Below are 23,846 nucleotides of genomic sequence, written 5' to 3'. Positions count from 1 at the left end.
TCAACGTCGGTTTGCGGGGAAAAGGAGCTGCCGATCAGCCAAAACGTACAATTACAGAGTTTCGCACAGCGAAGCGCTATTAACTGGCCAGCTGAAGCTGACTCGCACCAACCCACCGGGTTGGCACTACGTTTTGGCGAATCGGCCTTATCGATCAGCCAAAACGTCCGGAGACGTAACGTTCGGCTTCTTCGTTCTGCGGGTTGTTGAACATCGTGGTGGTGTCGGTGAAGTACTCGAGGTGACCCGGCTGGCCGACGGCCTTCAGGTTGAAGAAGGCGGTGTAGTCGGCGATACGGGCGGCCTGCTGCATGTTGTGCGTCACGATCACGATGGTGTACTCGTTCTTCAGCTCGTTGATCAGATCCTCCACGGCCAGGGTGGAGATCGGGTCGAGGGCGGAGCACGGTTCGTCCATGAGCAGCACCTGCGGGTGCACGGCCACGGCGCGTGCGATGCACAGACGCTGCTGCTGGCCGCCGGACAGGCCGATGCCCGGATTGTCCAGACGATCCTTGACCTCGTTCCACAGGTTGGCGCCACGCAGGGCCCACTCGACCAGATCATCCGCGTCGGACTTGGAGATCTTGCGGTTGTTGAGCTTCACACCGGCCAGCACGTTCTCGCGAATGGACATGGTCGGGAACGGGTTCGGACGCTGGAACACCATGCCGACGTCACGACGGACGGCGACCGGATCCACATCCTTGTCGTACAGGTTCTTGCCTTCCAGCAGCACCTCGCCTTCGCAGTGGGCGCCCGGAATGATCTCGTGCATGCGATCGAGGGTGCGCAGCACGGTGGACTTGCCACAGCCGGAAGGTCCGATGAACGCGGTGACCTTGTTGGCTTCGATGTTGATGTTCACGTCTTCCACGGCCAGGAAGTCGCCGTAGAAGATGTTCAGATGGTTGACATCAATACGTTGTCCCATTTGTTTTCCTTATTGTTCTTATGTTTTCGACTATTCGACCGCGCTCAGCGTTCCGACTTGACGGCGAAGATCTTCGCCACGAGACGGCCGATGAGGTTGAGGATCAGCACGATGAGAATCAGCACAAGGGCTGCGGCCCAGGCGCGTTCCATCGGGATGGTGGTGACGCAGGCCGCGGAAGCGTTGGCCGGGCAGTTCGCGTTGAGCTTGGAATACTCCTGGTAGACGTACACCGGAAGCGTGGTCATCTGGCCGGAGAAGAGGTTGACGTTCGTGGAGGCGATGTAGCCTGCGGTCATCAGCAACGGAGCGGTTTCACCGATCACGCGGGCGACGGCGAGAATCGCACCCGAAACGATGCCCGGCAGGGCGGTGCGCAGCACGATCTTCGTGATCGTGCGCTGCTTCGTGACGCCCAGGGCGTACGAGGCCTCGCGCAAATCGTGCGGCACGATCTTGAGCATTTCCTCGGACGACTTGACCACGGTCGGCAGCATCAGCAGGGAAAGTGCGACGGAGCCTTCGAAACCGTTGATGGTGCCGGGGCCGATCAGAATCGTGAACATCGAGAAGGCGAACAGGCCTGCGACGATGGACGGGATGCCGCTCATCACGTCGACCAGCAGGGTGATGACCTGTGCCAGCTTGCCACGGTTGGAATATTCCACCAGGTACACGGCGCACATCAGGCCGATCGGGATGGAGATGAGCATGGCGCCGAAGGTGATTTCCAGCGTGCCGATGATGGCGTGCAGGATGCCGCCGTAGCCGCCGGACGGGGTCGAGTTGCCGCCGACCACGCCGGTCATGTTGTAGCTCAGGAAGTTGAGGTTCAGCCTCTTGACGCCGTTGATGATGGTGGTGAGCAGCACCGAGAACAGCGGGATCAACGCCACGATGAACGCGCACGAGATGAGCGCCTTCATGGCGAAGTCCTTGCGCTTGCGCGCTGAGGTGAAGGAACGGGTCGGCTTGAACTTGTCGAAGTCGATGACGGGAGCGCCGTCCATCGGCGAAGCGTCGTTATTTGCGGCGGTCATCACGCACTCGCTTTCTCGGTGAGCTTACGAGCGATGAAGTTCACCACGAAGGTAATCAGGAACAGGACCAGGCCGGTGCCGATCAGCACGGAAACACCCAGATCGTTGGCTTCCGGATACTGCGCGGCGATGTTCGCGGCGATGGTCTGGTTCTGCGAGGCCTGCAGCAGCTTGACGGAGTAGTTGAGGCCCGGGGACAGGATCATGAGCACGGCCATCGTCTCGCCGAGCGCACGACCGAGGCCGAGCATGGAGGCGGACACGACGCCGGACTTGCCGAACGGCAGGACCGCGAGCTTGACCATTTCCCACTTCGTGGCGCCGAGGGCCAGAGCCGCCTCTTCCTGAAGGCGAGGGGTCTGCAGGAAGATGTCGCGGGACATGGAGGTGATGATCGGCAGGATCATGACGGCCAGCACCACGGACACGGTGGCCACGGTACGGGAGGGATTGGCGGCGGGACCGGCGAAAATCGGAATCCAGCCAAGGTATTTGGCCACCCAATTCCAGAACGGGTAGATGGCGGGCACCAGCACCAGACCGCCCCACAGACCGTAGATAACGGACGGGATGGCGGCGAGCAGATCGACCACATAGCTCAGGGCGGTGGCGAGCTTCTTCGGCGCGTAATGCGAGATGAACAGTGCGATGCCGACCGACACGAAGAAGGAAATCAGCAGTGCCAGGGCGGAAATCAGCACGGTACCGAACAGCAGCGGTCCGACGTAGCCCCAGAAGCTGGAAGCCTTGCCGCCGGTGAAGTTGCTGATGGTCGCGCTGTTGGCCTTCTGGTCACCGCCGATCAACGGCCACGCGCGGAACAGCAGGAACAGCGCGACCGCGGCGAGCACGACGAGGATCAGGATGCCGCAGGCGTAGGCCACGCCCTTGAACACCTTATCCGCGTTCTTGCCGCTCACCGGCTGCTGTGCCGTTTTGCTTTGCGAACTCACGGGTTCTCCTTTTGGTTTGCTTGCGATTGCTTTCGATTTTTCTGGTTTTGCGTATCGTCCGTAGGTATCGTTTCAGGCCGCAGCCGTTTTTTTACGCGGCTGCGGCCTGAAACCTACGGTCAGTCACCGATCACCGAAAGCGATCGCCCCACTGTGATGGGCTCACTTGGTTTTGATGGCGTCGATGGACTTGACGACCTTCTGACGCAGGGTGTTGGACATCGGAGCGGAGCCGGCTGCGGAAGCGGCGGTCTGCTGGCCTTCGTCGCTGGTCACGTAGGTGAGCCAGGACTTGACGAACTTGGCGGTGTTGGCGTCCTTGTATGCCGGGCAGGCGACGTCGTAGGAGACCAGCACGATCGGGTAGGCGCCCTTCTCGGTGGTGTTGTGGTCGAGCTTGACGACCACGCGGTTGTCACCCTTGGCGGAATCGTCGAGCGGGGAGGCGTCCACGACCTTGGCGGCGGCTTCAGCGGAGAACGGGACGTAATCGTCGCCGACCTTCACGGCCACGGTGCCCAGATCGCCGGCCTGGGAGGCATCGGCGTAACCGATGGTGCCGTCAGCCTGCTGCACGGTGGAGATCACGCCGGAAGTGCCCTTGGCGCCCTGGCCGACCTCGTTCGGCCAGTTCTCGCCGAGGTCGTAGCTCCATGCGTCGCCAGCGGCGTCCTTGACGTAGCTCAGGAAGTTCTTGGTGGTGCCGGACTTGTCGGAACGGTGCACCACGGTGATGTCGAGGTCAGGCAGATCGACCTTCGGGTTCTGCTTCTTGATGGCGTCATCGTTCCACTTGGTGATCTTGCCGTCGAAGATCTTGGCGATGGTCTCGGCATCCATGTTCAGGGTCTTGCCCTTGCCGGACACGCCCTGCAGGTTGAAGACGACGGCGATCGGGGAAATGTAGACCGGGATGTCGAAGGCGGTGCCGGAAGCGCACACGCTCTTGGACTGCTCGACCTCGTTATCGGCGAGGGAGGCGTCGGAGCCGGCCCATGCGGTTGCACCGGTCAGGAAGGTGGACACGCCAGCGCCGGAACCGGACGGGTTGTAAGCGACCTTGGCGTCCGGGTTGGTGCCCTGGAAGCCGGCGATCCAAGCTTCGACGGCGGCCTGCTGGGAAGAAGCGCCAGCGCCGGAGAAGTTGCCGGAAACGGTTTCGGTCTTGGTATCGGACTTGGCCGAAGAATCGGTGGAAGCGGTGATGTTGTCACCGCAAGCCGCGACGGAAGCCAGCATCACAATGCCGGACACAGCGGCGATGGAGCGTACGAGAATGGAGTTACGCATTATTCTTTTCCCTCTGTCAACATTCAGATGGCGTATGTTTCTGATTTTTCGATTTTCTGTTGTCGCCATCGTTCTTCATGACAATCTCCAGCCTATTGGGCGTTTCACTCGCCCCAAACCAAAAACGGTGAACGGAAGATGAACAGTCTACGACACCTTCGCCGTTCGACGTTCCTTCCGTTCACCGTTCTTTGCAAGCACGATGCGAATGCGCGCTATACCAAGCCTTTCATCATCATTCGCTTGGCGTATCGATCTTGTATCCGAGGCCGCGCACGGTGGTCAGATACTTGGGATGGCCCGGGTCCTCCTCGATTTTGGCGCGCACGCGCTTGACATGCACGTCCAGCGTCTTGGTGTCGCCGACATAGTCGGAGCCCCAGATGCGGTCGATCAGCTGGTGGCGGGTCATCACGCGGCCCTTGTTCTGCATGAGGTATTCCAGCAGTTCGAATTCCTTCAGCGGGAAGAACACGTTCTCGCCGCGGACCGTCACCTCATGCTGGCCGATTCTCATGGAAATGTCACCGCATACGAGCGGAATATCGTCGTCGGCGGCTTCTCCGGATTCGGCGACCATCTGGTTGCGGCGCAGCACCGCGCGGATGCGTGCCAGCAGCTCACGGAAGGAATACGGTTTGGTGATGTAGTCGTCCGCACCGATTTCAAGGCCGACGACCTTGTCGATTTCCGCGCTTTTCGCGGTCAGCATGATGATCGGCACACGGCTTTGCTCGCGGATCCGACGGCACAGCGCGGTGCCGTCAAGACCGGGCAGCATCAGATCGAGCAGCACCAGATCGATACCACCCTTGGTGAACAGTTCCAATCCTTCTTCACCGGTGGCCGCGGCGGACACGTCGTACCCTTCACGGGTGAGCTGGTAGACCAGCGGCTCACGGTACGACTCTTCGTCCTCGACGATCAGAATTCGCGTCATCAGTGGTTCTCCTCATTCTCTGTTGTGGTGGAGTGGCCGGACTGTTTCTTTTCACGGGTGTTATCATTCGCCGAATCCGCCGGATGGTCGGGTTCCGCAGCGCCCGAAGCCTGCGGCATCGTGATGGTGAAGGTGGATCCCTCCCCCTCACGCGACCATACGGAGATGGTGCCGCCGCAATCCTCGACGCAATGCTTGGTGATGGCCAATCCCAGGCCGGTGCCGCCGGTTTCACGGGAGCGCGCCGGATCGACGCGGTAGAATCGCTCGAAAATTCTGCTGAGCGACGCCGCGGGGATGCCGATGCCCTGGTCCACGACGCGAATCGCCACCTTGCCGGATTCGATGCCGATGCCGACGGCCACCGTGGTATGTTCCGGCGAATAGTTGATGGCGTTCTCCACCAGGTTCTTCACCGCAGTTTTGATGGTCTCATGGTCAGCGACCACGAACACGTCCAGGTTCTGTTCGGCTTCCTTGGCCAGTTCCTCGGCGTTCGCATGCACCAGCACCTGCCGGCCGTTCACGGACAGGACCAGGCTGATGTGCTTCGATTCGGCCTTGACCTGGTTTTCGGCGAGCGCCTCGCGTGCCACGGGCAGCACGGACAGCCGTTCCGCGTTGAGCATCGCTGCCGCGCTTTGCGCTTTCTGCAGGTCGATCAGACGGTGGACCAGTTCCGTCAATCGTTCGGATTCCTTGGAGATTCGGCCGGAGAAGTATTTCACCGCGTCCGGATCGTCGGCCGCGTCGCCGATCGTTTCGGCGAGCAGAGAAATCGCGCCTGCCGGGGTTTTCAGTTCGTGCGAGACGTTGGTGACGAAATCGCGCCGCATGATTTCGAAACGGCGTTGCTCGCTCATGTCGGAAATGAAAATCGCAAATAGGTTGTCGGCGATCTGTCCGACGCGCACGTGCAGGTAGAGCGTGTCTTCGGGCAGCGGCTTGCCGGCTTCGACGCCTTTGCCGTTCGTGTTCACCACGCCCGTTCGCGTGCGGCCGTGCAGGGGGATGGTCAGTTCGCGTTCGCGCACCACGCTGTCTGTGGAGACCAGTTTCACGATGTCGCGGATTTCCGCGAGCGCCATCGCCTGGTCGTGGATGATGCCGAAGCGCCGCGCGGCCGGGGATGCGTATTGGACCGTGGCCAGCGAGTCTACGACCACCAAAGCTTCGGGCATGACGGCCACCAGCTGGCGTTCCGTGGACTGCACGGGAACGCGGGGGCCGAACAGGGACGTGTTCTTCGCAGCTCCGAACAGGCTCGGATCATTGGGGTCGACGCTGTCCTGCACATCCTGGAAGCCTCGTCTGCGGCCAAGCAGGAACGCCACGACGAACACGACCACGGCCACGACCACCAATGCCGCAACCACCGACGGCGTTGCCAGCATCTGCTCCAACGTCATGCGTTCACCTTCCGATAATCCTCAGTTCTTCCTTAAGACTAGCGGTTTCGGAGAGGCTTTCGCGTATGCGATTCTCTCACGCCACCGGAAGTTTTCCTGCCGTTCATCTTCCGAAACGCAGCATATCGGAATATGAGACGTCCCGTTTGCCGATATGACGATGCATGATGACGGGTCATGCGGCAAACGGGATGTGGAAACGGCTTTTCGCAACGTTAGGCGTTTCGCAACGCCACATGAACGCTACATGCGTTTGGCGATGTTCACCGTCAGTTTCGCGGCGGTGTCCGCGTATTCGGAAATGTCGAACGTTTTGAAATCCTCGTAGTCGGTGTCCGCGTTGTCGCTCAACGCGCGAATCACCAATGCGGGAACGTCGTTGCGGGCGGCGACATGCGCGACGGCGGCGCCTTCCATTTCCACCGCGTCCGCGCCGGTCTCACGGATCACCTGCTCGACCTTCTGCGGATCATCGACGAAATAGTTGCCGGTGGCGATGATGCCGACGATATGGTGAATGTTCAAGTCGTTCAGCGCCTGGTCGGCCAGTTCGAGCAGACGGTCGTCGCTATGGTATTCCTCGATGGGCCGGTCGGCGGTGCCGGGCTTGAACTGTCCCACCAATCGCATGTCGGTGTCGAGATAGCGCAGGGTGCCGCCGAGCACCACGTCGTTGATGTGCAGATTCGTGTTGAGATTGCCCGCGATGCCGGAGAAGATCACGGCGTCCGGCTGGTCAGCGTCGATCAGATGCTGCGTGGTGGCGGCGATGTTGACGGTGCCCATGCCGCCGACGGTCGCGGCAACGTTGACGGCGGTGCCCTTGTTGGTTTCGAGGGTGCCGCGCGTCACCTTGACGCCGGCTTCCTCGGTGACGGTGACGTTGCTCAGTGCCGTTGCGATATTGGCGACTTCCTCATCCATGGCGCCAATGATGGCGATTGCGGTCATTGCACCCTCCCTGTCTTACGTGCTGTCTTGAGTGTTGTTTTACGCGATTGCGATTCGCGTTTCCCGAATTTTCTGCAATCGCGCGGATAGTGAATCGAATCGGTCACTTCCAGCGGCGCACGGCCACCGCATGGGCAAGCTCGCGTAGCAGCTGTTCCGTGGTGTTCCAGCTCAGACATTTGTCGGTGATGGACTTGCCGTAGACGAGCTGGCCGAGCGGCGCGGCCTTCTGGTTGCCGCCTTCGATGAAGCTTTCCATCATGATGCCGGTGATGCCCTGCTCGCCTTTGGCGATACGGCCCGCGATGTCACGCACCACCTGCGCCTGACGATGCTCGTCCTTGCCGGAGTTGCCATGCGAGCAGTCGACGATCAGCCCATGTGCCGCAGCGGAATCGGCCGGCATTTCGGCGCGGATGGTGTCCATGGCCTTGGCCACCGAAGCGGCATCGTAATTCGGGCCGTGCGAGGAACCACGCAACACCACATGACAGTCGGGATTGCCAAGCGTTTTGACCACGGCGGCGCGGCCAAGATGGTCGATGCCGAAGAACGTGTGCTGTTGTGCGGAAGCGAAGCAGGAATCGGCCGGAGCCTTGATGGAACCGTCCGTGGCGTTCTTGAAGCCGATCGGCATGGACAGGCCGGACGCCAACTGCCGGTGCACCTGGCTTTCCGTATTGCGCGCGCCGATCGCACCCCAGCTAATCGCGTCGGAAATATACTGCGGACTGGTCGGCTCCAAAAACTCCGTGGCCGCCGCCAAACCCTCGTCAAGCACGCCAAGCAGCGTGCGGCGGGCCAACAGCAAGCCCTTCCTGATATTGCAGCTGCCGTCGATATCCGGATCGTTGATCAGACCCTTCCAACCGACCGTGGTGCGCGGCTTCTCGAAATACACGCGCATGACGATCAGCAGCTCGCCATCCAACTCGCCTTTCAACGCGGACAGGCGACGCGCGTAATCGAGCGCGGCCTTCGGATCGTGAACGGAACACGGACCGACAACCACCAGCAGGCGATCGTCCTGACCGTACAGGCAGGCACGAATCTCATCACGCGAATAGGCGACGATCTCCTGCGCCTGCTCGCTCAACGGCAGGTCGCCCAACACCTGCGCCGGCGTGGGCAACACTTCGAATTCCAGCACGCGGCGGTTCACGATGCGGCTGATGCCCACCTGGTCCTCCCAGCGCGGCACGTCGGTCTCCACCAGCGGATTCTTGCCCTCATCCATGGCCTGCCTAATGGCACGTAAATCCTCAGGCGTATTCAGCTGCTGCTGCATGATCTCGCTCTCCTTGTCGCTTCCTTTCCCAAGGATAGCAACGATGGCGCAGAAACATCAGCCAAGCTTGCGACGCGCGTCGACCGCGTCGGCAAGCGTGTGCAGCAGCTGCTCGGTACGATCCCACGGCACGCATGCGTCGGTGATCGACTTGCCGTATTCCAGCTGGTCGAGCGGCGCGGGCTTCTGATTGCCCGCCTTGAGGAAGCTTTCCATCATGATGCCGAGAATGCCCTGTTCGCCGGCCGCGACGCGTGCGGCGATTTCTTCGACCACTTCGGCCTCGCGCACCTCGTTCTTACCGCAGTTGCCGTGCGCGGCATCGATGATCAGACCATGCTCGCTTGGTCCGGAAGCCTTGGAAGCCTTGAGATCCGCCAACGCTTGGGCCACGGAAGCGGCATCGTAGTTCGGACCATGCGAGGAACCACGCAGCACCAGATGGCAGTCGGGATTGCCCTTGGTCTCCGCGGAAATCACACGACCATCCAGATTGATGGAGAGGAAATGATGCTCGAAAGCGGCCGCGAAACACGAATCGGCCGCCGGCTTGATGGAACCATCCGTAGCGTTCTTGAAACCGATCGGCATGGACATGCCGGACGCCAGCTCGCGGTGCACCTGGCTTTCCGTATTACGCGCGCCGATAGCGCCCCAGCTGATCAGATCGCAAATATACTGCGGGGTAATCGGATCAAGCCATTCCGTAGCGGCGGGCAAGCCGAGCCCCAGCACGTCGGTAAGCACCTTGCGAGCCATGAACATGCCCTTGCGAATATTGAACTGGCCGTCAAGATCAGGATCGTTGATCAGACCCTTCCAACCGATCGTGGTGCGCGGCTTCTCGAAATACACGCGCATGACGATGACCAGACGATCATCAAGCTCCTTCTTGACGGCGGCAAGCCTCTCCGCATACTCGTGCGCAGCCTTCGGATCATGAATCGAACACGGGCCGACGATGGCCAGCAGACGATCGTCACGGCCATGCAGCACGTCACGAATCTCCTGACGGGACTTCAACACCAGATCGCTCATCTCGTTCGTGAGCGGAAGTTCCTTCAGAAAATATCGGGGAGCGGGAATCGGGTCAAGCTGACGAATATTGACATCCACGGTCTCCGGAAACACGGCGCGCTCATCCAACAGCTGTGCATCCTTCGAACTATCCGGACCGCGAAGACCTGCCATCGCTTCTGTTCCTCCCCTGCATCATTATGCTTGCGTAGCGCGATAGCGCCACCGTCGTTACCTTAACGGATGGGGACGGAATATGGGGATGGGCGACTGCATGGTGGAATGGGTGGGGGTGACGTGGGAAAGACAAAAGAAAAACCCGGGCTGGTTGACCCGGGCTAAATCTAAATGAAAACGCCTGTCGGCGTTTTCTCCTCGCTACGAGAGCCCACTGGGCTCTCGCTTAACGCTCGGCGCGTGTTGGCTACGCGCGCTTCGCGCGCTACATAGCCAACGCGCCTTCGGCCCTGCAATTACGGACCACGCTCCGCGTGGACTCAATACTACCTTCGCCGTGCCTTCGGCCTGACGGCCTCAGCCGCGCCTACAAACAGTCCACAGGACTGTTTGCTTAACGGCGCGTCGGCTCAGGGAGCGCTGGCCTTAGGCCAGCGCTCCCATCGGATCCCACGCGGGGAGCATGGTGGCGGGTTCTTCTAGGGCCTTGAGGTATTCAGCGGGAAGGAGGACCTTGGGGACGGCGACCTCGTAGACGTATTCGGTGAACCAGTCGTCGCTCATGGTGAAGTAGCCCTTGTCGGCAATCTTGTCTCCCCACGAGTTCTCCACACGCCAACGGCGGGTGGTGTGGCCATCCTCATCCACATCCACACCGACGAACGCCATCGCGTGATTCATCGCGGAATCGCCGAAACGGACACGCTGTTCCTTGTCCAGATCGAAATCGACGCCATACACGCGGCCATACTCGAACAGGTCGGTGGCCCACGCGCCGTTCTCACGGTCCATCATCGGATGGCAATCAGCGCCGAACCATACCGGAATGCCCTGTTCCTGAAGAATCTGACGCACGCAGTCCTTCATGAACTGGTTCGGCACGTTGAGGTACTCGGTCGGGTCTCCCCCGGCCACGTTGCCCAGATGCTCGATGCCGATCTTCTTGCCCTTGACGTGCTCCTGACGCGGATCGTCCACCAGGCAGACATAGCTTTCCAAATCGGCGGAACCCACATATTTCTTCCAGAACTCGACAGGCGTGATCTCGCCATCGCGGTGGAACTCGCCGTCCTTGTCGGTCCACTCCCAATCGAAGCTCTTCGGCGGCTCGCCCAAGTGAATCGTCAGAATACGGTGACCGGCGGCGACCGCATCGGCGATGATCGCATCGATCGCGGACGGATCAGCGTACATATGCGCAACCGCGGTGTGCAGCATGCGGCGCAGCTGCACGTTCATCTCACCGGTGTTCCTGGAGGATTCAGTCTCCGGGAACAGGTCCTTCGGCACCGCGCCATACTTCTTGTACACGTTCATGGCCATGGTCCACTGGCCGCCGTCGCCCATCACGTCGGACAGCAGATGCTGCATCAGACGCGAATCGGCAGGCTCGCCGGCACGCACCAGCTTGGCCACGTCCTTCAGGAAGTAGTTGACGCGTTCGAGCTTGTCGTAGTACATGGCGTAGTTCTGGGAGAACTCGAACTCCTTGAGACCCATGTTCTGCTTGGCCACGAAACGGGCCACGTTCAGCGAGCTGAACAGCCAGCAACGGCCGGAACGGTCCTGATGGGTGACGGTGCCGTTGTCCACGACGGTGGAGAAACGACGCTGCATCAGACGGGCGCGATCGTAGTTGCGCGCCACCTTGTCGATGCCGGCCGTCGTGACGGCGTTCATGGCCATGCGATTGTGCTCGCTTGCTTCGAAATCGTCGACGAGCTTGTTCAGTTCATCACCGCTCAATGGCGTGATGTCGGTCATTATCCATTCCCTTTCTATGGTTTCAGTTGTTCTGCGAAGCGTCTGCGGATTCGGCGTCGCCTTCCGGCTCGGTCTCGGCTGCGGAATCGTTCTCGACGGCATCCTGCGTGTCGGCGTCTGCCGGTGCGGCGGTCTCATCGTCGTGCTGCGCGTCGTCATCAGATTGCGCGTCGGAAGGCTCGCCTTCATCGACGGCGTTGACCACGGACAGGTCGTTCATGCCGAAACCGGAGAACGCGTTGGAGAACATGGCACGCAGTTCGCTGACGCGCTGCGTGATCTGGGCCTCACGGCTCTGCAGGTCGGCGATGCGCTGCTGCACGCCGTCCAGTTCCTTCTTCGCGGCCTCACGACGCTCGTTGATCTGCTCGTCGGCGTCTTCGGTGGCCTGCTTGAGGATGCTTGCCGCGTTCGCGTCCGCCTCGTCACGCTTGCTGGAAGCGTACGCCTCAGCCTCGTCACGGGTCTTCTGCGCGGAGGAAATCAACTCGCTGGCCTGCTTGTTGGCGGCCTCGCGACGCTCGTTCAGGTCGGTGAGCAGCTCATTGACCTTCTTCGTGGCCTCCTCCTGCTGGGCGGAGATGTCGGCGCGGATCTGCTCCACTTCGGCGTTGACCTGGCTGATGGTCTTGGTGCGGTGCACCTCCGCCTCGTCGGTGATCTCCTGGGCCTTCGCCTTGGCGGTGTCGGTGATTTCGGCGGCACGGCGCTGCGCGTCGGTCATCATCTTGGACACCTGCTCGCGCACGTCCGCCAGCTTCTTGTTGGCTTCGGCAAGCGCGGATTCGATCTGGTCGTTGGTCTCGCTCTTCAGGCGGGAGATCTCCTCATTGGCGTTCTTGCGCTGTTCGGCGATCTTGCTGGTCGCCTCGGTGCGCATGTCGGAAATCTCACGTTCCTGCGTGGCGCGTTCGGCGGCAAGACGCTTGCCGTGTTCCTCACGGGAGTTGGTCAGTTCCAGATCGACGGTCTGACGCTGCGCCACCACGGCCTTCTGGGCCTCGCTGCGCATCTGGTCGACCTCATGCTGGGCATTGGCCCTCATGGCTTCGGATTCGTCCTTGGCGTCACCGAGCACCTTGGCCGCCTTGGCGTTGGCGTCGTCCATGATGCGCTTGGCGTCGATTTTGGCGTTGTTCAGCAGTGTTTCAGCCTGCAGCTGCACCGTGGCGCGGGCCGCGGAAGCGTCCTTCTTGGCTCGTTCAAGCAGCTCGGCGCTGGTCTGTTCCGCGCTGGCGAGCATCTGCTGGGCGTTGGCGCCCAGTGACGCGAAGGACTTCGGAGCGGCCTTCTTGTTCTTTTCCTCCTGCAGCTGCGCCTGCAGCTCAAGGATGGTCTGGTCGTCGGCCTTGACCTGCTCACGCAGACGGTTCACCGTCTCCTGAGCCGAAGCGAACGCCTCGTCGACTCGATCCTTGTCGTACCCCCTCAACACGATTGGGAACTGCTCAACCATGCCCTTTTCCTTTCACGAATTCCCTACACTTCGCGCATCTGCCAGCGCGCACTCGTTCAGTACTCTATCTCAGTCAGCAGGCGGCACGCAGAACGAAATGCATTATTCTCACAGAGAGCACAGAAATCGTTCGAAAAAGTCTGTCGGGGGTATGGCGGTATGTCCGCGACCACGTGTCGAAACCGCATGACTCACATGTCGCAGAAAATCGTGCCGTAGAAAGCGGAGCCGTCCTCAGCCAAGCAGAATGTCGCTTGACGAGGGTTGCAGGAAGTATCGTACCGATTCACGCAGTACGTCATCGACCGCAGCGGTCTGCTGTTCGATCGGCAGTCCACGTTCGTGCGGCCGACCGTTGACGATCGGCAGGCTGACGAACCCCGACAGAATGCGACGTTCCTGGCCCGCCGACCAGTTGAGCAGATGGTAGAACAGCGAATTGCATACGAACGTACCGGCGTCGGAACTCAACGCGGCGGGAATCTCGTGTTTGGCGAAATCGTGCAGTATCGACCGCAACGGCAGGCGCGTCCAGTACGCGGCCGGACCTTCCGGGTCGATCGGGCGGCGGGGCGGAATCACGTTGTCGGCATCCGGCTTGGCCGCATCCATGAGATTTGTGGCGCATCGTTCCAGCAGAATGCCACGGGAGGTGCGCTTGAGCCCTGTGGCGATGACGATGTCCGGCTTGGCCTGTTCGATGGCTTCCAGCAGTGTGGGCCAGGCTTTGGCGAAGCTCACCGGAAGCGTGACGTTGGTGACGGTGACGGCGATGTCCTGCAGCAGTTCTTCGGAGATCGCCTGCGATTGCGCCGGATCGCCCCATTGCTTGGCTACCGCCGCCGGCACGAGCACGGCCGGATTGACGTCGATGCCTTCGTAGGGCGTGAAACCGGAGATGACGATGTTGATCTGCTGCATGGTTTCCAGTGTACGTGGTGAATGTGTTGAACGTTAAGTCTGCCGACACGTCGACGGACTTAACGTTCGATGAAAATCAACGGCTGTGCATCTGGGAGAACGCCTCGGCGAACACGGCGTGCATGCGCGCCTTGGCTTCCTCCTTGGCGTGTTCGGGGTCGAGGCTGCGGGCGATGCCTTCGGCGATCGGCATGTCGGATGGCGTGGTGATTTTGAGGTTCGTTTCGGAACCGTCCACGATGGCGACCGGCTCGTCGGGCAGGTAGTCCACCACCACGCGCGTGTCGTCGGTCGGATGGAAGTCGGGGTCGGCGGCGGCCAGTTCGTAGGCTTTGACGATGGTACCGAAACGGAACGCCTGCGGGGTCTGCGCGCGGAAGGTGTTCGGACGTTCCGGCACGGATTTGACCACCTTGCGGTCGCCCAGATCCTCTGTGAGCAGAATCGTGTCGGTGGAGGCGTAGGCCACGGTGGCGGCATTGAACTGGTCCAGGCTGTCGATGCAGCCGTCGATGGACCGCTCCTCGACGAACGGACGCACGCCGTCGTGGATGAGGATCTTCGCGCCGGAGGGAATGCCGGCCTGCTTGAGCAGGTCCAGGGCGGCGAGCGTGCTGTCCACGCGTTCGGCGCCGCCGGGAACGATGGCCCGCACTTTGGCGTAGCCGGCTTCGTCGATAAGCTCGTTCACCGTCTCTTCGACGCGTTCGTTGACCACCACGATGATGTCGCTGATGCGGTCGTTGTTTTCGAATGCCTCGATGCTCCGGCAGACGATTGGCTTGCCGCCCACCGACACCAGCTGCTTGGGGTTGTTCTCGTCGAATCGGGTGCCGAATCCCGCTGCCAGCACCACGGCCACGACCGGCATCTTCTGTTCCTGCATCTGCTCTCCCTTACTCATATGCTCCACCGTAAAGCCGCGGCCGCATGCCACCCCGTTCCACGGCGGGTTCTGCACGCAATCCGCAACAGTGGCCACGCGAATCACTCGAATCGCACGAATCGCGTGGCTTGTATGACTCGTATGGTGATTATTCGCGTACGATCAGCGCCAGCATGCGTCCTTCATGCTGTTTTTTGGCGAGCGACGCGCGGCGATGCGAGAACCACAGCGGGTTTTCGAGCGTGCACAGGCTGCGGCGGATCTTGTTGAACCGTTCGGAAAGCTTCGGATCGCCTTCGCCATCGGCGGCGCAGATGCCGGCCAGTTCCTCGTCTTCGGACAGGTACTGCGTGGCCGCGTTGACGCGTGGACGGGATGAGACGATGTTGTCGGCCGGCACGCCCGCTTTGGCAAGCTCCTGCAGGGCGGCCGCGGCGATGTCGATGCCCGGCTGGCCAAATCGGCTCAACGTGAAGGTTCCCGGGAACTGCGCATCGAATTCGTCGGCGATGTCGCCACCGACCTCGTAGCAGTCGCCGCAGATGCAGGGGCCGAGCGTGGCGACGATACGTTCCGGCTGGGCGCCCTTGGACACCATCTTCTCGATGGTCGCGCCGATCACGCCTTTCTGCAGACCGCGACGGCCGCAGTGCGCTGCGCCGATCACGCCGGCTTCGGGATCGGCCATGAGCACCGGCAGGCAGTCGGCGGCGAACATGCCGAGCGCCACGTTCTTCCGGGACGTCACTTGGCCGTCGGCTTCGATGACGGTCGGCTCACCGTCATTCCCCGTCGCGTTGTTTTCGCCGTCCGTCTCGTCTTCCGGCTTCTTCGTGCCGGACACGTCGAATCCGAACGGCTGGTTGATGACGAATGATTCGTCCACGTCCACCGCGTCGCCGGAATGCACCTGGCTGATGAGGCTGATTTTCGCGCCGAGCACGTCGGCGAGCGCCTTGCGGTTGGCGAGCACGTGTTCCGGTTTGTCGCCGGATTTGCCGCCGAGGTTGAAGTGCGCGAAATCGCCTTCGCTGGTGCCGCCGAGTCGCGTGGTGTAGACGACTTTGATGCCGGGGGCCAGCATGATCGGAATGGTCACGGGAATCGGGTTGCCGTTTTTGTCAGTGGGGTCGATGGCGTTGGAATCGAGGATCGCGTCATCGTATTGTGTGCTGCTCATGTCTTGTTTTTCCTTGGTTTTGCGATTGGAAGGCCTGCTTGCGATTGCCGTCTTCTATTCGGCTTTCAGCGTCGGCTTTTTCGTGCGCGAACGGATGGCCGCGTTGACGGGCACCTCCTGTGGGCACGGCATGGAGAAGACGTGCGCCGGGTTGTTGATGGCTTCGACCCAGTGGCCGTCGGCGTCACGGAAACCGCCGGCAGGCACGGTGTAGGCGAAGGGGGCCGCGCCGGGCAGCACGAATTCGACTTCCTGGCCGGCTTCGATCTTGTTGCGGCTCATGATGGTCACGCGTCCTCCGTCTTCCGGACTCCATGACAGCACTTCGCCGACGACGAGCCATGCGCGGAAGTATGCGGAACGGTCGGTGCTTTGCCGCACTTTGTGTTCCGGATAATAGAAGCCGGTGGAGTAGTCGCGGTGCGCCACTTTGTCGGGCTCGTCGAGCAGCCAATCCGGCAGGGTGACATGCGGTGCCGGCCGTACACCGGCGTGATGCCAGCCTTCCGGCAGTATTTCGGCGGCGGTGTTCGACTTGCGTCGGGTGCTGCGTGCGTGGTAGCTCAGATTGTCCGGCTCGCCAATCGCGATATTGCCGGACGAAACGTTGCCAGCCGAAACGTTGCCGGACGGCACGCCCCCAACGGGAACGGCGTCGATGTCGGGCTTGCCGGCGAACGCGCCATCGGCGTTGGCCATGATCGCATCCTCGGTGTCCGGCTTGCCGTATTCCGGGTCACCGGGACGGATCACGCGGTCGCGGAACGGCTTCAGAACATTGCCGTCGGCATCTTCGAAGCCGCGCTGGACCATGTATTCGTTGACGGCCGTCTTGTAGGCGTTCGTCATGGCGGCGATGTAGTAGGCGCTCTTGGAACGGCCTTCGATCTTGAGGCTCGTCGCGCCCGAATCAAGCAGATCGTCGATGTGGGCGAGCATGTTCATGTCCTGCGAATTGAACAGGTACGCGCCTTCCGCGGTCTGTTCGATCGGGAAGTACTGGCCGGGGCGTTTCTCTTCGACGATCGAATACTTCCAGCGGCACGGCTGCGCGCATTCGCCGTGGTTGCCGTCGCGGCCGGTCAGATAGTTGGAGAACAGGCAGCGTCCGGAGAAGGCCATGCACATCGCGCCATGCACGAAGCATTCGATGTCGAGGTCGTCGGGAATGCGGGCGCGGATGTCGCGCACGGCCTGCAGGTCCATTTCGCGGGCCAGCACCACGCGGCGCGCGCCCAGTTCGTAGAACGCGTTGGCGGCCTGGTAGTTGGTGACGCCGGCCTGCGTGCTCACATGCAGTTCGAGGTTCGGAGCCACCTGCTTGGCCATGAGCATCACGCCGATGTCGGAGACGATCAGCGCGTCCACGCCGGTGTCCTTCAGCTTGCCGAGGTATTCGCGCATGGCTTCCACCTCGTTGTTGCGCGGCAGCACGTTGAAGGTGACGTACACGCGGGCTCCACGCTCGTGGGCGTAGCGTGCGCCTTCCTCGAAATCCTCGAGGCTCAGGTTTTTCGGCGCGCTGCGCATGCCGAACGCCTTGCCGCCGCAGTAGACGGCGTCCGCACCGTAATCGACCGCGGTTTTCAGTCCCCTCAAATTGCCTGCGGGGGCCAACACTTCTGGCTTGTTTCTTCTTTGCACGGATGTTCCTCTTACTCGTAAAAGACCATCAGATATTGTCGTAGATTCACGGGACAGGCAAAGCCCGTCCAGCCGTTACGCAAGCTCGGGCTACGCCAGCTCGCGTGCGACGGCGGCGAGTACGTCCACGGCGTCGGCGAACTCTTCCGGCGTGGTGTAGGAGTAGCTCAGGCGCAGGGAGTTGTCGGCGGCGAAATCGTAGATGTCGCCGGGGTTGAGCAGCACGCCACGTTCGGCGGCCAGCTGGAACAGGCGGTTCATGCGTATCGGCCGGTCGAAGGTCATCCAAATGTAGAAGCCGCCGGACGGCACGTTCCAGTGGGCGAGCCCGTCCATTTTCTCCTGCAGCGTAACGAGCGCGCGGTCGCGGCGGTGCCGCAGCTCCCGTTTCAGGCCGGCCACGTATTCGTCGTACATGCCGTTCGTGAGGAATCGCGCGAACGTCCACTGGCTCAGCACGCTCGCACCGTAGTCCATCTGCATTTTCACGTCGGCGAGCCGCTGCACGATCGGTTCGGCGGCGACCAGCCATCCGATGCGCAAGCCGGGAGCCAGCGACTTGGACGCGCTGCCGAGCGTGATGACCATGCCGGTCTCATCGAGGGCCTTCAGCGACGGCAGCGGGGCATCATCCTCGAAATACAGGTCGCGGTAGGCGCCGTCCTCGATGATCGGCAGTCGGCTGTCCACGGAAAGCTCGACCAGTTCATGCCGGCGTTTGTCGCTCATAGTGACGCCTGTCGGATTGTGATTGGTCGGAATCGTGTACAGGATCGCATTGCCTTTGCGGTTGCGCGCGTTGAGCGGCGCCGGACGGCCGGTGTCAAGCTCCCCTTCCGCCAGCAGGCCGCGCAATGCCTGCACGTTGAGGCCGTCGTCGTCCATCGGCACGCCTTCCAGATGCATGCCGGCCGACTGGAACACCTGCAGCGACTTGATGTAGCTCGGCGATTCCGCGTATACGGTGGTGCCGGCCGGCAGCAGGCTCACCGAAATCATCTGCAGCGCCTGCAACGCGCCGGATGTGACCAGCACCTGGCTTGCCGTGCAGTCGACGCCGGTGGCGCGCATGTGCGCCGCGATGGCCTCGCGCAGTTCGGGCAGGCCTTCGGGCGGCGGGTAGCCGAGCGTTTCGATCTCGTCCGCCGCCTCGCCGAGCACCTGCCGCCACATGGCTTTCGGAAAGAGCCGCGGGTCGAGCTCGCCGGTGCCGATGCGCGTCATGTTCGGCGTGAACTCGTACCGGTTGATGGCTTGGATGGTGTCGTTGTTGGCTTTGAAGAAGCCGGAATCCACGTAATCGGCCCAGTCGGGCGCGCCCGGCAGCATCAGCGACCACGTGTTGCTGACGATTCGCGTGCCCGCTCCATGCTGCCCTTCGACGATGCCATAATCGGACAGCTCGTTGATGGCCGCGATGACGGTGGACCGGTTCACGCCGAACCATTCGGCGAGCGCGCGTTGCGACGGCAGACGCGAGCCAATCGGCCAATTGCCGCTGTGCACCTGTTCGCACATGTACCCGACGATTTGTTCGGTGACGGGTTCGCCGGTGGTACGGTCCGGTTTCCAATCGATGTTCAGCGGCGCGATGCGTGCCATGACGCTCCTTCACATTGGTGGTGTCGGTATGGTTCGGCGTTTTCCGCGGTCGGCGCATCTGCTTTCTGACAGTGGACCGTCCTGCGATTGGCTGAGCCAAACCTCAGCTTTTGGCTGGTTGCCTATTGTAGCAACACCTATACAATATGACACTGGTTACGTTGTTTTTCGCAGAATAGAGGTTTTTCCTGCGATTACAAAATGAGCAATTTGGTTGGTTTTGGCTGGGTTGATTACAACCAACCAAATATGTTTGGATGGATAAGAGGCGAGTATGGGATTCTTTTTCCAAGGGCTGACGTTGGGATTGGCGTATGTCGCGCCGATCGGTATGCAGAATCTGTTCGTCATCGATTCGGCGCTGACCAAGCCGCGCCGCCGCGCGCTGCTGACCGCGCTGATCGTACTGTTCTTCGACGTGTCGTTGTCGCTGTCCTGCTTTTTCGGCATCGGCAAGCTCATGCAGGACCACGCATGGCTGAAGCTGGCCATTCTGGCGATCGGCGGCTTGGTGGTCATCCGTATCGGCGCGGGTCTGCTGTTTCCCGGCAAGGGTGGCGATGATGGCGCCGCGCAAACGCCGCAGTCGCAGACCTCGCAATCGCAGGGCCTTGCGCAACGCGTCACTTCGAAATTCGGCGGCGACAGCGAGCTGCTGCACACCATCGTCACCGCCGGTGTGGTGACGTGGTGCAATCCGCAGGCCATCATCGACGGCACGCTGATGCTCGGCGCGTTCAGCGCGACGCTTACCGTCGGTCAGTCCACGCCGTTCATCACCGGCGTGGAAACCGCGTCGGCACTGTGGTTCTTCGGCATCACCCTGCTGGTGTCGCTGTTCAGCCACAAGTTCAGCCCGCGAATCATCACCGCGATGAACCGCGTGTGTGGCGCGGTGGTGGTGCTGTACGGCGTCAAACTACTAGCTGATTTCGCGATGGCCGTGCTGTAATCCCCGATAGCCGTCCGGTTCCGCAAAAACGTATGCCCGTCCGTGTTTTGCTACCCGAGCTGAGTGGTTGGGCTAACAAAATGCGGACGGGCAGTGCTTTTTCAGCCGAGGAAGGCGAGCTCCTCGTCAGTGAGTTCGAGCTCGTCGGCCTTCAGGGAGTCGAGGATGGTTTCGGGACGGTGTGCGCCCGGAATCACGAACATGTGGTCGCCCTTGGCCAGCTCCCAAGCCAGCACCACGCGCTGGTAGCTCACGCCATGCTTGGCGGCCACTTCGCGGAACGGGTCGAACAGGTGCTCGTCGTACGGGTGGCGGTAGCCGCCGAGCGGACTCCAGCACACGAAGGCGAGACCTTCCTTCGCGCAGTATTCCAACGTGTCCTGGGTTTCCAGATGGATCGGCGAATACTGGTTCTGCACGGCAACGAGCTTGTCGCCGAGAATCTCCTGTGCGATTTTGAGCTGTTCGATGCTCACGTTGGACACACCCGCCCACTGGGCAACGCCCTGGTCGAGCAGCGCCTTGATACCTTCGCAGGACTCGTTGTACGGCACTTCCGGATCGTGGCGATGCAGGTAGAGCAGGTCGATCGAGTCGACGCCGAGCGCCTGCGCGGACTGCTTGCCGTATTCGATGAGGTGTTCCGGCTTGCCGTCGCGCGGCCAGATCGGCTTGTCGCCATCCCACGCGCGGCGCAGACCGACCTTGGTGGCCACGGTGACTTCCTCACGAGGTCCCTTCCAGGTCTCCAGTGCTTCGCGGACCAGCTTTTCGCCGGTCTGCTCCTCCTCACCGGGGGTGTAATACGCCCACGCGGTGTCGATATGACGGCAGCCAGCATCCAAAGATGCATGCAAGGTCTCGATACCGACATCGTGGCCCCGGTTGTTTTCAATGGTTAGCGGCATCTCGCCGTGGCCGATGGCGGTGGTATGGAATGGTCCGAGATCGCGGAATAACGTCATGTCTTGTCCTTCCAAACAGGCACGTGCCCTGCATCGGGCATATGCACGAAGCGTCTTTCCGGCAAAGCATGCCAAGCCGGTCGACGTCAGCGTTCAGGTGTGTTTCCAATGGAGAAGCCTACCAATCGCCATAGGCGAACGGTAGGCTTCTCCATGCCGGGGCCACGTTGATTATGCCAATGATCGTATGACGAAACGGCATGACGGGCAGACAGCGCTGCCGCGGCGGCGCCTTGGCTATCGGCCTCCGCCGCCTCCACCGCCGCCGCCTCCGCCACCGCCGCCGAAGCCGCCACCGGAGAAGGATCCGCCGGAGCCAGAGGATGAGGAAGGCGCGGCCGCGGAAATCGTGGAACTCACCGAAGCGAATCCAGAGCTGATCTGCGAACCGATGTCACCGACGCCGCCCATGAATTGCGTACCGCCATACATACCACCCGGCATCATGCCATTCGTATTGATCGGACCGTTCCACGCCTGGGAACGATAGGTCCAATAGCCCAAGGAGTCATAACCGTAGGTGTCAAGCCATTGCGGGTCGTTGACTTCGGGGTAGGCGCGGGCGAATTCCCTCGCTACCTTCTCGGAGATGCCGAACGCCGCCGCGTAGACCATGTACCAGTTCCATAGCGTCAAATCAAGGGCTCCGCGATTGGAGAAATTGGAGAAATCTTCCATATAGCGTTTGAGTCCCAAGCATTCGCCGGCATACTGCTGGCCGCGTTCGGTGATGCCTTCCGATCGGCCCGCGGCCATGCAGAAGACGCCGATACAGATGAACGGCACGCCCAAGCACAGCGCCATCGCGATATTGCTCGCACCGTTGGCGAATATACCAATAGCGCCGATGACCATCAGACATAGGCTCGGCACCAACCACCGTCCGTTCACGCTCTTCACCGCGCCAAGCGCTCCGAATTCGAGGCCACAGGCGCTCTTGAACCGATTCAGGGACTGGTAGCCCTCCTCCCAGTCGGAGCAGGCCGTGTCCATCTGGTTGAAGTCGAACACCGGCGAGCCGACGCGCATGGAGATGCCGATCAGCAGTTCCAGACAGGCTTCCTCGGACTGGCTCAGACCGAGGGTGTTGCGATGGGAAAGCGCGGCCGGCATGATCACCAGAGTGCTGGAGGAAGCCGTGGCCTTGGCTCGATTGGGATCGGAAGCAATCATGCGGGCGAGGTCGGAGGCGTTGGCTTGGCTCAGGTCGATGCCTTGGTACAGGCTGGATGGCCCCGGGTAGACGGCAAGCGCCTTCTTGACCACCAACGCCAGTATCGTCGCCGTCATGGCACGCGATGATCGGTCACCTACGGATTCGTCCACCACGTCGATCAGATACGCGCTGGCCGCAGGGCTGACCTGCGGCGGATCGCGCCAATATTCGATGCCGCCTTGGTAACGGGCCTCGCGGTTCGCCGACAGCACGCCACGAATCGCCAGCACGCAGCATAGCACTCCGATTATCAGACAAATCAACCAGCCTGCGACGGTGAGCTGCGCCTTCAACCGTTGTCGGTCACGCCACTGCCGTTCCTTGGCGGCCTCCGTGGATTTCAGTTCGTCGAGATAATCGCCGGACTGCGTACGTTCGACGCCGGCAGCGCCTGTGTTGTCGAAGGCCGCGACGAGGTCGACATATTGGTTGGTGCGCAGGTCGCTGATGGTGAAATGCAATGTGCCGTCCGCATCGCGCGATGTCTGGGAGGTGGCTTCGGTATGCAACCACGCCCACGAATTGTTGGAGGCGATGCCTTTGGGGAAACGCACGGTGCCGGTGACCTTGCCGGCCGGCACCTGGTTGTTTTCAGGGAACATCTCCCACATGAGATTCGTCACGTCGCTATGCCGCGTGCCCATGTCATGGAACGTCATGCTCACATCGAACTTGAGGCTGCTCTGTTTGACGGTGGCGGGGATGTTCCAGCCGATCTCGATGTTCTTCTGCTCGCCGGAACCATTCGGGTCGATGCCGTCGGTAGTGGGATCGAACGGCTGCGGCGAGTCGGAACCGGCCGTGGTGTCGGCGATGTACCAGTGGCCGGCATAGGTCGAGTCCCATGTGCCGTCGGATATGCCGGATGGCAATTGTGGATCGGTCTGCGTATATTCCTCGCCTGTGGATGCGTTGGTCACGGAGATGTCGGTGATGTTCGTCAGATCTTGGTTGCGCAGTTTGAACGTCAGATACAGCTGTTTCCACGGCTTGGTGTCACCGTTGCCGTCCTCGCGACGCTTCAGCTGGTAGTCCAGATGCTCTGTGAATCTAATGTCGCCGTTGCTCTGGAGCCGTGCATCGAAGTCGACGGAGCGGTAGCTCAGGTCCGCCTCGTCGCCGGATATGACGAATACCGCAAGGATGATGGCAACCACCGCCACCAGCGCACTGAACGCGGCGATTAGCCCGCGTCCGTACCGTTTACCGTTCATTGTTCACCCCTTCCTGCTCTCTACGACTGGCCAATGCGGCCATGGTG

General features: G+C 61.3%; 19 protein-coding genes. 1 reads left to right on the top strand and 18 read right to left on the bottom strand.

The genetic code is table 11. The features are described from left to right. Nucleotides 1–154: 154 nt before the first annotated feature. From pstB to BAD_RS01415, 16 genes are all read right to left on the bottom strand, one after another. The gene (gene pstB / locus BAD_RS01490; protein ID WP_003807858.1) at nt 155–934 is read right to left on the bottom strand and encodes a phosphate ABC transporter ATP-binding protein PstB; all 780 of its coding nucleotides are present in this window, start codon (nt 932–934) and stop codon (nt 155–157) included. 44 nt (nt 935–978) lie between these two features. Beyond that, nucleotides 979–1,974, bottom strand: a complete 996-nt coding sequence (gene pstA, locus BAD_RS01485) for a phosphate ABC transporter permease PstA (protein ID WP_041777236.1) — start codon at nt 1,972–1,974, stop codon at nt 979–981. Then, on the bottom strand, nt 1,974–2,927 hold the full coding sequence (pstC, locus tag BAD_RS01480) for a phosphate ABC transporter permease subunit PstC (protein ID WP_011742792.1): 954 nt from the start codon (nt 2,925–2,927) through the stop codon (nt 1,974–1,976). Before pstC ends, pstA begins: the two co-directional genes overlap by 1 nt. Nucleotides 2,928–3,089: 162 nt before the next feature. After that, entirely contained in the window at nt 3,090–4,217 is a 1,128-nt protein-coding gene (locus BAD_RS01475; RefSeq protein WP_041777235.1) for a phosphate ABC transporter substrate-binding protein PstS, read from the bottom strand. Nucleotides 4,218–4,452: 235 nt separating this feature from the next. Then, complete coding sequence (locus BAD_RS01470) at nt 4,453–5,157, bottom strand: response regulator transcription factor (protein ID WP_003807850.1); 705 nt, start codon at nt 5,155–5,157, stop codon at nt 4,453–4,455. Continuing rightward, entirely contained in the window at nt 5,157–6,566 is a 1,410-nt protein-coding gene (locus BAD_RS01465; RefSeq protein ID WP_011742789.1) for a sensor histidine kinase, read from the bottom strand. The genes BAD_RS01470 and BAD_RS01465 overlap by 1 nt, the downstream gene beginning before the upstream one ends. Nucleotides 6,567–6,809: 243 nt before the next feature. Continuing rightward, nucleotides 6,810–7,517: a 5'-methylthioadenosine/S-adenosylhomocysteine nucleosidase gene (gene mtnN, locus BAD_RS01460; protein WP_003807845.1), complete on the bottom strand. Its 708-nt coding sequence runs from the start codon at nt 7,515–7,517 to the stop codon at nt 6,810–6,812. Nucleotides 7,518–7,620: 103 nt separating this feature from the next. Continuing rightward, nucleotides 7,621–8,805: a 3-deoxy-7-phosphoheptulonate synthase gene (locus BAD_RS01455; RefSeq protein ID WP_011742788.1), complete on the bottom strand. Its 1,185-nt coding sequence runs from the start codon at nt 8,803–8,805 to the stop codon at nt 7,621–7,623. 57 nt (nt 8,806–8,862) lie between these two features. Further along, on the bottom strand, nt 8,863–9,996 hold the full coding sequence (locus BAD_RS01450; RefSeq protein WP_003807841.1) for a 3-deoxy-7-phosphoheptulonate synthase: 1,134 nt from the start codon (nt 9,994–9,996) through the stop codon (nt 8,863–8,865). 429 nt (nt 9,997–10,425) lie between these two features. Beyond that, nucleotides 10,426–11,763, bottom strand: coding sequence for a C1 family peptidase (locus tag BAD_RS01445; protein WP_011742787.1), 1,338 nt, complete (start codon nt 11,761–11,763; stop codon nt 10,426–10,428). 22 nt (nt 11,764–11,785) lie between these two features. Then, complete coding sequence (locus BAD_RS01440; protein WP_011742786.1) at nt 11,786–13,219, bottom strand: DivIVA domain-containing protein; 1,434 nt, start codon at nt 13,217–13,219, stop codon at nt 11,786–11,788. Between the two features lie 234 nt (nt 13,220–13,453). Beyond that, nucleotides 13,454–14,140, bottom strand: a complete 687-nt coding sequence (locus tag BAD_RS01435; RefSeq protein WP_041777234.1) for a pyroglutamyl-peptidase I — start codon at nt 14,138–14,140, stop codon at nt 13,454–13,456. A 76-nt stretch (nt 14,141–14,216) separates the two neighbouring features. Then, nucleotides 14,217–15,044, bottom strand: a complete 828-nt coding sequence (locus BAD_RS01430; protein WP_041777233.1) for an IspD/TarI family cytidylyltransferase — start codon at nt 15,042–15,044, stop codon at nt 14,217–14,219. A 130-nt stretch (nt 15,045–15,174) separates the two neighbouring features. Continuing rightward, a complete protein-coding gene (locus BAD_RS01425; RefSeq protein ID WP_011742783.1) occupies nt 15,175–16,206 on the bottom strand; it encodes a polyphenol oxidase family protein in 1,032 nt (343 codons plus the stop codon). Between the two features lie 54 nt (nt 16,207–16,260). Then, on the bottom strand, nt 16,261–17,850 hold the full coding sequence (locus BAD_RS01420) for a peptidase U32 family protein (protein ID WP_035010145.1): 1,590 nt from the start codon (nt 17,848–17,850) through the stop codon (nt 16,261–16,263). Between the two features lie 90 nt (nt 17,851–17,940). Beyond that, the gene (locus tag BAD_RS01415; protein WP_011742781.1) at nt 17,941–19,452 is read right to left on the bottom strand and encodes a PLP-dependent aminotransferase family protein; all 1,512 of its coding nucleotides are present in this window, start codon (nt 19,450–19,452) and stop codon (nt 17,941–17,943) included. Nucleotides 19,453–19,726: 274 nt separating this feature from the next. On the opposite strand from BAD_RS01415, the gene BAD_RS01410 reads away from it, so the two are divergent. Continuing rightward, a complete protein-coding gene (locus BAD_RS01410; RefSeq protein WP_011742780.1) occupies nt 19,727–20,404 on the top strand; it encodes a LysE/ArgO family amino acid transporter in 678 nt (225 codons plus the stop codon). A gap of 101 nt (nt 20,405–20,505) precedes the next feature. On the opposite strand, the gene BAD_RS01405 is transcribed toward BAD_RS01410, so the two are convergent. Both BAD_RS01405 and BAD_RS01400 read right to left on the bottom strand, forming a co-directional pair. Continuing rightward, nucleotides 20,506–21,369: an aldo/keto reductase gene (locus BAD_RS01405; protein ID WP_011742779.1), complete on the bottom strand. Its 864-nt coding sequence runs from the start codon at nt 21,367–21,369 to the stop codon at nt 20,506–20,508. A 237-nt stretch (nt 21,370–21,606) separates the two neighbouring features. Beyond that, nucleotides 21,607–23,799 carry a DUF2207 domain-containing protein gene (locus BAD_RS01400; protein ID WP_011742778.1) on the bottom strand — a complete coding sequence of 731 codons (2,193 nt, stop codon included), beginning with the start codon at nt 23,797–23,799 and terminating at the stop codon, nt 21,607–21,609. Between the last annotated feature and the right edge of the window lie 47 nt (nt 23,800–23,846).

The sequence above is a fragment of the Bifidobacterium adolescentis ATCC 15703 genome, assembly GCF_000010425.1.
In the GTDB taxonomy this organism is placed as follows: Bacteria; Actinomycetota; Actinomycetes; order Actinomycetales; family Bifidobacteriaceae; genus Bifidobacterium; species Bifidobacterium adolescentis.
This window is presented reverse-complemented; position numbering and strand designations above follow the sequence as displayed.